Source organism: Xanthomonas sp. SHU 166 (genome assembly GCF_000364685.1).
Lineage (GTDB): Bacteria > Pseudomonadota > Gammaproteobacteria > Xanthomonadales > Xanthomonadaceae > Xanthomonas_A > Xanthomonas_A sontii.
In genome coordinates this window covers 1-11,831 of sequence record NZ_AQOJ01000143.1, presented here as the reverse complement: position 1 = coordinate 11,831, position 11,831 = coordinate 1, and the positions used below count along the sequence as shown (strand labels likewise).

The following is an 11,831-nucleotide window of genomic DNA, read 5'->3' as shown; positions in this document are numbered from 1 at the left end:
GACTTCGCCGCCGCCACCGGCGCGGCGCTGTGCCGCATCCCGCAGGGCGCGAACGCGCTGGGCCTGTCGCGCTACGGCGTGCTGCCGCGCGGTCGCAATGTCGCCGCGATGCTGGCCGAGCCGCGCAGCGCCTACGTGCTGTACGGCCTGGAGCCGGGCCTGGACTTCGCCGACGCCGCCGCCGCGCGCAGCGCGCTGGCCGGCGCCAAGGTGGTGGCGTTCAGCCACTTCGCCTGCGCCTCCACCCGCGACGTGGCCGATGTGATCCTGCCGATCGGCGCGCTGCCGGAAATCGAGGCGACGCTGACCAACCTCAACGGCAGCGACCAGCGCACCCGCGCCGGCGGCAAGCTGCCGGGCGAGGCCCGCGAGGGCTGGCGCGTGCTGCGCGCGCTCGGCGGCGAGCTGGGCCTGCCCGGCTTCGAGTTCATCGACCTGGCCGGGCTGCGCGACGGCCTGCAGCCGCGCGAGGTCGCCGTGGCGAGCTCGGCGCAGCCGGCACGCCAGGACGAGGGCCTGGAACTGGCCGCCAGTCCGGCGATCTACCGCACCGATGCGGTGGTGCGCCGCGCGCAGGCGCTGCAGCAGCATCCGCTGAACCGCGCGCCGGGCATTGCGCTGCATCCGGACGAGGCGGCGCGCCTGGGCCTGAGCGACGGGCAGATGGTCAAGGTCGGTACCGCGGCGGGTAGCGCCACGTTGCCGCTGGCGACGGACAAGCGGGTCGCGCCGGGCGCGGCCTGGATCGAAACGGGCCACGGCGCGACCGCGCCGCTGGGCGCCGGTCGGGTGACGGTGGTGGCTGCATGAACGAGATGCTGTTGAACGTGGTCGACCCCCTGCACCAGTGGTTCCTCGGCCTGGGCGCCCTCGGCGTGGTCCTGTGGATCGTGCTGAAGATCCTGTTGATCGCCATGCCGGTGATCATCGCGGTGGCGTTCTACGTGGTCTGGGAGCGCAAGCTGATCGGCTGGATGCATGTGCGCCACGGGCCGATGTACGTGGGCATGGGCATCTTCCAGGCCTTCGCCGACGTCTTCAAACTGCTGTTCAAGGAAATCATCCAGCCCAGCAGCTCGCACAAGGCGATGTTCGTGATCGCGCCGCTGATCACCCTGGCGCCGGCCTTCGCCGCCTGGGCGGTGGTGCCGTTCGACGCCAAGCTGGTGCTGTCCAACGCCAACGCCGGCCTGCTGTACCTGCTGGCGATGACCTCGCTTGGCGTGTACGGCATCATCCTGGCCGGCTGGGCGTCCAACTCCAAGTACGCCTTCCTGGGCGCGATGCGCTCGGCGGCGCAGGTGGTCAGCTACGAGATCGCGATGGGCTTCGCCCTGGTCGGCGTGATGATCGCGGCCGGCAGCCTGAACCTGAGCACGATCGTGCAGGCGCAGGCCGGCAGCTCCGGGTTCTTCGACTGGTTCCTGATCCCGCTGTTCCCGCTGTTCATCGTGTACTGGGTGTCCGGCGTGGCCGAGACCAACCGCGCGCCGTTCGACGTGGTCGAAGGCGAGTCGGAAATCGTCGCCGGCCACATGGTCGAGTATTCGGGCGGTGCGTTCGCGCTGTTCTTCCTGGCCGAATACGCCAACATGATCCTGGTCAGCTTCCTGGTCTCGATCTTCTTCCTGGGCGGCTGGCTGAGCCCGATCCAGGGCTGGGTCACCGCGGACATCTCGCCGTGGGTCAACTGGATCTGGACCGGCGGCTGGCCGTGGCTGCTGATGAAGGTGCTGTTCTTCGCCAGCGCGTACATCTGGTTCCGCGCCAGCTTCCCGCGCTACCGCTACGACCAGATCATGCGCCTGGGCTGGAAGGTGTTCATTCCGCTGACGATCGTGTGGATCGCGGTGACGGCATTGATGGTGTTCTACGGCGTGATCCAGAAGGGCGTGTAAGCGATGAATAAAATCACTCATTACTTCAAGAGCCTGCTGCTGCTCGAGCTGCTCGGCGGCCTGTGGCTGACCTTGAAGTACACGTTCCGTCCCAAGTACACCGTGCTGTACCCGATGGAGAAGTTCCCGCAGTCGCCGCGCTTCCGCGGCCTGCATGCGCTGCGCCGCTATCCCAACGGCGAAGAGCGCTGCATCGCCTGCAAGCTGTGCGAGGCGGTGTGCCCGGCGCTGGCGATCACCATCGACTCGACCAAGCGCGAGGACGGCACCCGCCGCACCACCCGCTACGACATCGACCTGTTCAAGTGCATCTACTGCGGCTTCTGCGAGGAAAGCTGCCCGGTGGATTCGATCGTGGAGACCCAGGTGCTGGAGTACCACTTCGAAAAGCGCGGCGAGAACATCGTCACCAAGCCGCAGTTGCTGGCGATCGGAGACCGGCTCGAGGCCGAGATCGCCGAGCGCCGCGCTGCCGACGCTCCCTTCCGCTGAGGTTCCGAAATGGATTGGGTCAATATCGCTTTCTGGATCTTCGCCACCATCGCCGCGGTCGCCGCCGGCGCGGTGATCAGCGTGCGCAACCCCGTGTACGCGGTGCTGTGCCTGATCCTGACGTTCTTTTCCATCGCCTGCGTGTGGCTGCTGGTGGGCGCCGAGTTCCTCGGCGTGACCCTGGTGCTGGTCTACGTCGGCGCGGTGATGGTGCTGTTCCTGTTCGTGGTGATGATGCTGGACATCGACACCGCCCGCATGCGCGAAGGCTGGGTGCGCTACCTGCCGGTGGGCCTGGTGGTGGCAGTGGCGATGCTGGTGCAGATGGTCACCCTGATCGGCGTGAAGGCGCGCAGCGCGGCGCCGTTCCCGGCCGACAACGCCGCGGCGCAGGCCGCCGACACCTCCAACATCACCTGGCTGGCCAAGACCCTGTTCACCCAGTTCCTGCTGCCGTTCGAGTTCGCCGCGATCATCCTGACCGTGGCGGTCGTGGCCGCCGTGATGCTGACCCTGCGCAAGCGCACCGGCATCAAGACCCAGAACCCGGGCGACCAGTCGCGGGTCAAGGCCGGCGACCGTCTGCGCATGGTCAAGATGGCCGCCGAAAAGCCCACGCTCCACACTCCGCCGGCATCGCAGGAGGGCCAGCCATGATCTCCCTAGGCCATCTGCTGGCGCTCGGCGCGGTGCTGTTCTGCATCGCCCTGGCCGGCATCTTCCTCAACCGCAAGAACGTCATCGTGCTGCTGATGTCGATCGAGCTGATGCTGCTGTCGGTCAACATCAACTTCGTCGCCTTCTCGCGCGAGCTCGGCGACGCCGCCGGCCAGTTGTTCGTGTTCTTCATCCTGACCGTGGCCGCGGCCGAAGCCGCCATCGGCCTCGCGATTCTGGTGACGCTGTTCCGTACCCGCCACACGATCAACGTGGCCGAAGTCGATTCGCTGAAGGGCTGACCTGCAGATGGAAATTACGCTCTCCAAGAGTCTGCTGATCGCGGTGGTGCTGGCCCCGCTGGTCGGCAGCATCATCGCCGGCCTGTTCGGCCGTCAGGTCGGCCGCAAGGGCGCGCAGTTCGCCACCATCCTCGGCGTGGCGGTCAGCTGCGCGCTGTCGTGCTGGACCCTGTACCAGTTGGTCGGGCAGGGCGCCTCGCCGTTCAACCAGAACCTCTACACCTTCTTCGAGGTCGGCCACTATTCGGCCCACGTCGGCTTCATGGTCGACCGCCTGACCGCGATGATGATGGTGGTGGTGACCTTCGTGTCGCTGCTGGTGCACATCTACACCATCGGCTACATGGCCGACGATCCGGGGTACCAGCGCTTCTTCAGCTACATCTCGCTGTTCACCTTCTCGATGCTGAGCCTGGTGATGAGCAACAACTTCCTGCAGCTGTTCTTCGGCTGGGAAGCGGTGGGCCTTGTGTCGTACCTGCTGATCGGCTTCTGGTTCAAGCGCCCGACCGCGGTGTTCGCCAACATGAAGGCGTTCCTGGTCAACCGCGTCGGCGACTTCGGTTTCATCCTCGGCATCGCCGGCGTGCTGCTGTGGTTCGGCACGCTGGACTACGCCAGCGTGTTCGCCAATGCCACCGCGGTGCTGGGCAGCGATGCCGCCGGCGGTCTGGCCCAGGTGCAGCTGTTCCAGGGTCATGCCTGGAACGTCTCCACCATCATCTGCGTGTGCCTGTTCATCGGCGCCATGGGCAAGTCGGCGCAGGTGCCGCTGCACGTGTGGCTGCCGGACTCGATGGAAGGCCCGACCCCGATCTCGGCACTGATCCACGCCGCGACCATGGTCACCGCCGGCATCTTCATGGTGGCGCGCATGTCGCCGCTGTTCGAGCTGTCGCAGACCGCGCTGAACTTCGTGCTGGTCGTCGGCGCCACCACCGCGTTCTTCACCGGCCTGATCGGCATCGTGCAGAACGACATCAAGCGCGTGGTCGCCTACTCGACGCTGTCGCAGCTGGGCTACATGACCGTGGCGCTGGGCGTGTCGGCGTACTCGGCCGCGGTGTTCCACCTGATGACCCACGCCTTCTTCAAGGCGCTGCTGTTCCTGGCGGCCGGCTCGGTGATCATCGGCATGCACCACGAGCAGGACATGCGCAAGATGGGCGGCCTGCGCAAGTACATGCCGATCACCTACTGGACCAGCGTCATCGGTACCCTGGCGCTGGTCGGCACCCCGTTCTTCGCCGGTTTCTATTCCAAGGACACCATCATCGAGGCGGCGCAGCACCACGCGCACACCTCGCATGGCTGGATCGCGACCTACGGCTATTGGGCCGTGCTCGGCGGCGTGCTGATCACCAGCTTCTACAGCTTCCGCCTGCTGTTCCTGACCTTCCATGGTCAGGAGCGCTTCCGCGATGCGCATGCGCACCACGATGCGCATCATGACGACGCCCACGGTGCGCATGCGCACGACGATCACGCACACGACGATCACGGCCACGGCCACCACGGCGCGCACGAACCGCACGAGTCGCCGTGGGTGGTGACGGTGCCGCTGATCCTGCTGGCGATCCCGTCGATCGCGATCGGCTTCTTCACCATCGGCCCGATGCTGTTCGGCACCGACTGGGCGGGGCACCATGCCGCGGCGGCGATCAAGGGCCAGGCCGTCAGCTTCTTCACCGGCATCGTCGACTTCTACGATCCGGCGCGCGACACCGTCGGCGCGCTGGCTGAGGAGTTCCACGGCCCGGTCGCGTTCGCCCTGCACGGCCTGACCCAGCCGCCGTTCTTCCTGACCCTGGCCGGTTTCGCCCTGGCCTGGATCCTGTACCTGTGGAAGCCGGAACTGGCGGCGAAGGCGCGCAAGACCTTCTCGGTGCCGGTGTGGATCCTCGAGAACAAGTACGGTTTCGACAAGCTCTGGATCGGCGGTTTCGCCGGCGGCGGCGTGCGCCTGGGCAAGGTGTCGCGCGCGGTGGATACGCATGTCGTGGACGGCGTCATGGTCAACGGCACCGCACGCGTGATCGACCTGGCGGCCAATCTGCTGCGTCGCACGCAATCCGGTTTCCTCTATCACTACGCCTTCGCGATGATCGTCGGTCTCATTGCCCTGCTGGGCGTGCTGATGCATTTCTGGCGTTGACCTGTACGGAATAAGAACACGTGTCGAACTGGCCTCTACTCTCCATCCTGATCTGGCTGCCGATCATCGGCGGCGCCCTGGTGCTCGCCCTGCGTGATGCGCGTGCGGCGCGCTGGGCGTCGCTGCTGGTGGCGTTGCTGACCTTCGCGCTCAGCCTGCCGCTGCTCACCGGTTTCGACTACGCCAGCGACGCGCTGCAGTTCGTCGAGACCCATGCCTGGATCCCGGCATACGACATCGGCTACAACCTCGGCGCCGACGGCATCGCGGTGGCGCTGATCGTGCTGACCACGCTGGTCACGGTGCTGGCGCTGATCGGCGCGTGGACCTCGATCGACAAGCGTGTCAACCAGTACGTGGCCGCGTTCCTGATCCTGGAAGGCGTCACCGTCGGCATCTTCTCCGCCACCGACGCGATGCTGTTCTACGTGTTCTTCGAGGCGATGCTGATCCCGATGTTCCTGATCATCGGCATCTGGGGCGGCCCGCGCCGCATCTACGCCGCGGTCAAGTTCTTCCTGTACACCTTCCTCGGCTCGGTGCTGATGCTGGTCGGGTTGATCTACCTGTACCTGAAGGGCGGCAGCTTCCAGCTCGCCGACCTCTACCAGCTGTCGCTGACCTCGAAGGAGCAGACCTGGCTGTTCTTCGCCTTCCTGATCGCCTTCGCGGTCAAGGTGCCGATGTTCCCGGTGCACACCTGGCTGCCGGACGCGCACGTGGAAGCGCCGACCGCCGGTTCGGTGATCCTGGCGGCGATCGCGCTGAAGATCGGCGGTTACGGCTTCCTGCGCTTCAACCTGCCGATCCTGCCCGACGCCAGCAACGAGTGGGCGTGGCTGGTGATCGCGCTGTCGCTGATCGCGGTGATCTACGTCGGCCTGGTCGCCCTGGTCCAGGACGACATGAAGAAGCTGATCGCCTACTCGTCGATCGCGCACATGGGCTTCGTCACTCTCGGCACCTTCGTCGCCTTCGGCCTGGTCGGCTTCGGCAGCGTCGACGCTGCGCGGCTGGGGCTGCAGGGCGCGATGGTGCAGATGATCTCGCACGGCTTCGTGTCCGGCGCGATGTTCTCCTGCGTCGGCGTGCTGTACGACCGCATGCATACCCGCCGCATCGCCGACTACGGCGGCGTGGTCAACGTGATGCCGTGGTTCGCGACCTTTGCGATGCTGTTCTTCATGGCCAATGCGGGCCTGCCGGGCACCAGCGGCTTCGTCGGCGAGTTCATGGTCATCATGGCCAGCTTCCAGAAGCACCCGTTGCTGGCCTTCGGCGCGGCGACCACCCTGGTGATCACCGCCGCCTACACCCTGTGGCTTTACAAGCGCGTGTTCTTCGGCGAGGTCGCCAATGCGCACGTGGCCGAGCTGAAGGACATCAACGGCCGCGAGGCGCTGGTGCTGGGCGTGTTCGCGCTCGGCGTGCTGGCCCTGGGCCTGTATCCGAAGCCGTTGACCGACCTGATGGAGCCCTCGATCGCGAAGCTGGCGGCGCAGATCGCCACCAGCAAGCTGTAAGCGGCCGTCGAGCGTATTGATTCCAGAGATTTGATGATGACCACCCCTGCGCTGCTGCCTCTGACCACCGTCGACCTGCCGCCCCTGCTGCCCGAGCTGGTGCTGACCGCCGGCGCCTTCTTCCTGCTGATGCTCGATCTGTTCATCAGCGAGCGCAACAAGGCCTGGACCCACATCGTCTCGGTGGCGATCCTGGTCGCGGTGTTCGCGATGCTGCTGGCCGGCGTGGGCGGGCAGGGCGAGGTGTTCAACGGCATGTTCGTGCGCGATGCCGCCGCCGACGTGATGAAGACGGTGATCGTCGGCCTCAGCGCGCTGACCCTGATCTACGGCTGGAGCTACCTGCGCGAGCGCAAGCTGTATCAGGGCGAGATCCCGGTGCTGGTGCTGTTCGCCACGGTCGGCATGATGATCCTGGTCTCGGCCGGCAGCCTGCTGATGGTCTACCTGGGCCTGGAACTGCTGGCGCTGTGCTCCTACGCGCTGGTCGCTTCCAACCGCGACAACGGCATGGCCACCGAAGCGGCGATGAAGTACATCGTGCTCGGTTCGCTGGCCTCCGGCCTGCTGCTGTACGGCATGTCGCTGATCTACGGCGCCACCGGCACGTTGAGCCTGAGCGGCATCCACGAGGCGATCGGCAACGGCCGCGAGCACATGCTGCTGTTGACCGGCACGGTGTTCATGATCGCCGGTGTCGCCTTCAAGCTCGGCGCGGCGCCGTTCCACATGTGGTTGCCGGACGTCTACCAGGGCGCCCCGGCGCCGATCGCGCTGTTCATCAGCTCGGCGTCCAAGCTGGCCGCGTTCGGCATGGCCTACCGCCTGCTTGAAGTGGGCGTAGGCCCGCTGGCGGCGCAATGGCACTGGGTGATCGGCGGCCTGGCGGCGCTGTCGCTGGTGGTCGGCAACCTGATGGCGGTTGCGCAGAGCAACCTCAAGCGCATGCTGGCGTATTCTACGGTCTCGCACATCGGCTTCCTGCTGCTGGGCGTGGCCGGTGGCGGCGAGCGCGGCTATGCGGCGGCGCTGTTCTACGCAATCTGCTACGCGGTGATGTCCACCGCCTCGTTCGGCGCGATCATCGCGTTGTCGCGCAAGGGCTTCGAGGCCGAGAACATCGACGACTTCAAGGGCCTGAACGCGCGCAACCCGTGGATGGCGCTGCTGGTGCTGTGCATCATGGCCTCGCTGGCCGGCGTGCCGCCGTTCCTGGGCTTCTGGGCCAAGCTGGCGGTGCTGGGCGCGGTCGTCGCGGTGCCCGACCAGAACCTGTGGTGGACCGGCCTGGCGGTGCTGTCGGTGCTGTGTGCGGTGATCGGCGCGTTCTACTACCTGCGCGTGATCAAGGTGATGTATTTCGACGAGCCGGTCGGCACGCCGCTGCCGGCCAACGACGACCGTGTGCTGGGCGTGGCGCTGGGCGTCAACGCGCTGGGCCTGCTGGCCTTCGGCCTGGCCTGGAGCCCGCTGATGGCGTGGTGCCAGCGCGCTTTCGCGCACCTTGCCTGATCGCGAAAGGGCGGTTTTCCCGCTGTTTTCCGCCAACGCCGCCGCAAGGCGGCGTTGGCGTTTTTGCATTCGGCGATGCGATTGTTGTTTCGTTTTCCATCGTGTGCGGTTATCATGGCGTCCTTCGAACGGCAGCGTCGCTACCGCATCGAGATGAAAATCAGGGCTTGCAATCGACGCACTGATTCTTCATAATTCCGCTTCTGCTGCGGGGTGGAGCAGTCTGGCAGCTCGTCGGGCTCATAACCCGAAGGTCGCAGGTTCAAATCCTGCCCCCGCTACCATCTTTGTCTGCAGCGGCAACCAGTGCATCGGTTGTCTGCGGCAGGGAAGTTTGGGCTTCGCGATGACGCATGTTCCCGTCGTCGCAACCGGAATCCAGCGTGACCGGAGTTTTACCGGACAAGGGGCCCAGAGGGCCCTTTGTCGTTTCCGGGGTCCGGGAAATGCACGCAATCGACTTTTCAACCTTTTCAGATGCAAGGCAGGCTGTGAGCGACAAGGCAAACGAAATCGCGACTCTGCTGGGCCCGACCGTGGACGCGTTGGGCCTGGAACTGCTGGGCGCGGAATACCTGCCGGCCCCCGGCGGCGCCACGCTGCGCCTGTACATCGACGTGCCGCTGGCCGAGCAGCCCGAGCGCATCGTCAACATCGACGATTGCGAGCGGGTCAGCCGCGAGGTGTCGGCGCAACTGGACGTGGAAGACCCGATCAGCGGCAACTACACGCTGGAAGTGTCCTCGCCGGGCGTGGACCGGCCGTTGTTCAGCGCCGAACAGTTTTCCCGCCATGTGGGCGAATCGGCCAAGGTGGTGCTGAAGTTGCCGCAGCAGGGCCGTCGGCGCCTGCAGGGGCGCATCGTGCAGGCCGACGCCGCTGCCGGCCGCATCACCTTCGAGGTCGACGGCGCCGAACTGGCGGTGGACTTCGACAACATCGACAAGGCGCGGATCATGCCCGACTGGGCGGCGCTGGGTCTGGCGCCGACCAAGCCGGGCAAGGGCCCGAAGCCGGCCGGCAAGAACGCAAAATCCAATAAGAAACCATCCAACGAACCGGCGGCCGACGAGGCTGCGCGCGGAGCGAAAGAATGAGCAAGGAACTGTTGCTGGTAGTCGACGCGGTGGCCAACGAAAAGGGCGTGCCGCGCGAAGTGATCTTCGATGCGATCGAGGCCGCATTGGCGTCGGCGGCGAAGAAGCGCTACCCCGACCAGGACGTGCTGACGCGCGTCACCATCGACCACAAGGACGGCACCTACGAAACCTTCCGGCGTTGGGAAGTGGTGGCCGACGATGTGGTGATGGAATCGCCCGACCGGCAGATCCGCCTGATGGACGCGGTCGACGAGGCCGAGGGCGTGGACGTCGGCGACTACATCGAAGAGCAGATCGAGAATCCGGACTTCGGCCGCATCGCCGCGCAGGCCGCCAAGCAGGTGATCGTGCAGCGCGTACGCGAGGCCGAGCGCCAGCAGGTGGTGGACGCGTGGAAGGATCGCGTCGGCGAGCTGGTCACCGGCGTGGTCAAGCGCGCCGAGCGCGGCAACATCTACGTGGACCTGGGCGGCAACGCCGAGGCCTTCATCCCCAAGGACAAGGGCATCCCGCGCGACGTGCTGCGCGCCGGCGACCGCGTGCGCGGCTACCTGGCCGAAGTGCGTTCGGAGCCGCGTGGCCCGCAGCTGTTCATCAGCCGCGCCGCGCCGGAATTCATGATCGAGTTGTTCAAGCTGGAAGTGCCGGAAGTGGGCCAGGGCCTGGTCGAGATCAAGGCCTGCGCGCGCGATCCGGGCGACCGCGCCAAGATCGCGGTGCTGGCGCACGACACCCGCACCGACCCGATCGGCGCCTGCATCGGCATGCGCGGTTCGCGCGTGCAGGCGGTGTCCAACGAACTCAACGGCGAGCGCGTGGACATCGTGCTGTGGAACGACAACCCGGCCAACTTCGTCATCAACGCGATGGCGCCGGCCGAGGTGCAGTCGATCATCGTCGATGAAGAGAAGCACTCGATGGACCTGGCGGTGGCGGAAGACCGCCTGGCCCAGGCGATCGGCAAGGGCGGCCAGAACGTGCGCCTGGCCAGCCGCCTGACCGGCTGGCAGCTCAACGTGATGACCGCCGAGCAGGTCGCGGCCAAGTCCGAGGCCGAGCAGGCCGTGGCCCGCCAGCTGTTCATGGACAAGCTGGAAGTGGACGAGGAGATCGCCGCGATCCTGGTCGCCGAGGGCTTCAACTCGGTCGAGGAAATCGCCTACGTGCCGGTCGGCGAGCTGCTGGCGGTGGAAGGCTTCGACGAGGACATCGTCGAGGAATTGCGCGCGCGTGCCCGCGACGCGCTGCTCAACGAGGCGCTGGCCGCCGAGGAGAGCGACGACGACGGTGTGCCGGCGGCGGACCTGCTGTCGCTGCCGGGCATGGACGAGGGCACCGCCTACGCGTTGGCCAGCCATGGCGTGCGTACCAGCGAGGACCTGTCGGATCTGGCTGCCGACGAAATCCTCGAGTTCGGCATCGAGGACCTGGACAAGGACCGCGCCGCGGCCCTGATCCTGGCCGCCCGCGCCGAGGAGATCGCCCGCCTGGAGCGCGGCGAATGAGTCAGCGATGAATGCCGCCCTGACCCGATCAGGGCTTAGAATCCGCGCTACCTTCGCACGCGGCGAGGGGGCGCCAACCAGATCATAGGATCCGAATGTCGCAGCAAACCACCATCCGCAAGCTGGCCGAACTGGTGAATACGCCGGTCGAGAAACTGCTGGTTCAACTGGCCGACGCCGGGATGAAGTTCAGCGGTCCCGACCAGGTCGTCACCAGCACCGAAAAGATGAAGCTGCTGGGCTTCCTGCGCCGTACCCACGGCAAGACCGACAAGCCGGTCGAGGAAGAGGCCCAGGCGGCGCCGAAGAAGATCACCCTGAACCGGCGCAAGCTGCAGGAAGTGACGGTCAGCGCCGGGCGCAGCAAGACCACGGTCAACGTCGAGGTCCGGCAGAAGCGCACCTACGTGAAGTCGGCCGAGGACTTGGCCGCCGAGCGTGCGGCGCCGTCCGCGGGCGGACGGGTGGACGACGAGCGCGCCGAGATCCTGCGCAAGCTGGAGGAATCCAAGCAGCGCAATCTGGCCGAACAGCAGAAGCTCGCCGAGCAGGATCGCGCGCGCGCCGAGGAAATCGAGCGCAAGCGCAAGGCCGAGCAGGAAGCGCGCGAGCGTGCCGAGGCCGAGCAGCGCGCGGCCCAGGCCGCGCTGGACGCCGAGTCGGCACCGCCGGCTGCGGCGCCGTCCG

Annotated in this window: 11 protein-coding genes and 1 tRNA gene; all 12 read left to right on the top strand. The window is 66.5% G+C overall.

What is annotated here, in order from left to right; translation table 11 throughout:
* Positions 1–810, top strand: an 810-nt coding sequence (locus tag D180_RS05525) for a molybdopterin dinucleotide binding domain-containing protein (RefSeq protein WP_017912009.1), incomplete at its 5' end; no start/stop codon positions are given.
* Positions 807–1,898 (top strand): NADH-quinone oxidoreductase subunit NuoH, encoded by a 1,092-nt coding sequence (nuoH, locus tag D180_RS05520; RefSeq protein WP_017908129.1) that lies wholly within the window; start codon positions 807–809, stop codon positions 1,896–1,898. The genes D180_RS05525 and nuoH, both read left to right, overlap by 4 nt.
* Before the next feature lie 3 nt (positions 1,899–1,901).
* Entirely contained in the window at positions 1,902–2,390 is a 489-nt protein-coding gene (gene nuoI / locus D180_RS05515) for an NADH-quinone oxidoreductase subunit NuoI (RefSeq protein ID WP_012915532.1), read from the top strand.
* 9 nt (positions 2,391–2,399) lie between these two features.
* Entirely contained in the window at positions 2,400–3,047 is a 648-nt protein-coding gene (locus tag D180_RS05510) for an NADH-quinone oxidoreductase subunit J (RefSeq protein WP_017908130.1), read from the top strand.
* Complete coding sequence (gene nuoK / locus D180_RS05505) at positions 3,044–3,349, top strand: NADH-quinone oxidoreductase subunit NuoK (RefSeq protein WP_017908131.1); 306 nt, start codon at positions 3,044–3,046, stop codon at positions 3,347–3,349. The genes D180_RS05510 and nuoK overlap by 4 nt, the downstream gene beginning before the upstream one ends.
* A 7-nt stretch (positions 3,350–3,356) precedes the next feature.
* Positions 3,357–5,504: an NADH-quinone oxidoreductase subunit L gene (gene nuoL / locus D180_RS05500; protein ID WP_017912008.1), complete on the top strand. Its 2,148-nt coding sequence runs from the start codon at positions 3,357–3,359 to the stop codon at positions 5,502–5,504.
* Positions 5,505–5,524: 20 nt separating this feature from the next.
* Positions 5,525–7,027 carry an NADH-quinone oxidoreductase subunit M gene (locus tag D180_RS05495; RefSeq protein WP_017912007.1) on the top strand — a complete coding sequence of 501 codons (1,503 nt, stop codon included), beginning with the start codon at positions 5,525–5,527 and terminating at the stop codon, positions 7,025–7,027.
* A gap of 36 nt (positions 7,028–7,063) precedes the next feature.
* Complete coding sequence (nuoN, locus tag D180_RS05490; RefSeq protein WP_026143462.1) at positions 7,064–8,539, top strand: NADH-quinone oxidoreductase subunit NuoN; 1,476 nt, start codon at positions 7,064–7,066, stop codon at positions 8,537–8,539.
* Positions 8,540–8,746: 207 nt separating this feature from the next.
* Positions 8,747–8,823, top strand: a tRNA-Met gene (locus D180_RS05485).
* A gap of 207 nt (positions 8,824–9,030) precedes the next feature.
* Positions 9,031–9,636 (top strand): ribosome maturation factor RimP, encoded by a 606-nt coding sequence (gene rimP / locus D180_RS05480; protein WP_017912006.1) that lies wholly within the window; start codon positions 9,031–9,033, stop codon positions 9,634–9,636.
* The gene (gene nusA / locus D180_RS05475; protein ID WP_010343021.1) at positions 9,633–11,144 is read left to right on the top strand and encodes a transcription termination factor NusA; all 1,512 of its coding nucleotides are present in this window, start codon (positions 9,633–9,635) and stop codon (positions 11,142–11,144) included. The genes rimP and nusA overlap by 4 nt, the downstream gene beginning before the upstream one ends.
* 95 nt (positions 11,145–11,239) lie before the next feature.
* Positions 11,240–11,831, top strand: a 592-nt coding sequence (locus D180_RS05470) for an IF-2-associated domain-containing protein (RefSeq protein ID WP_039726237.1), incomplete at its 3' end; no start/stop codon positions are given.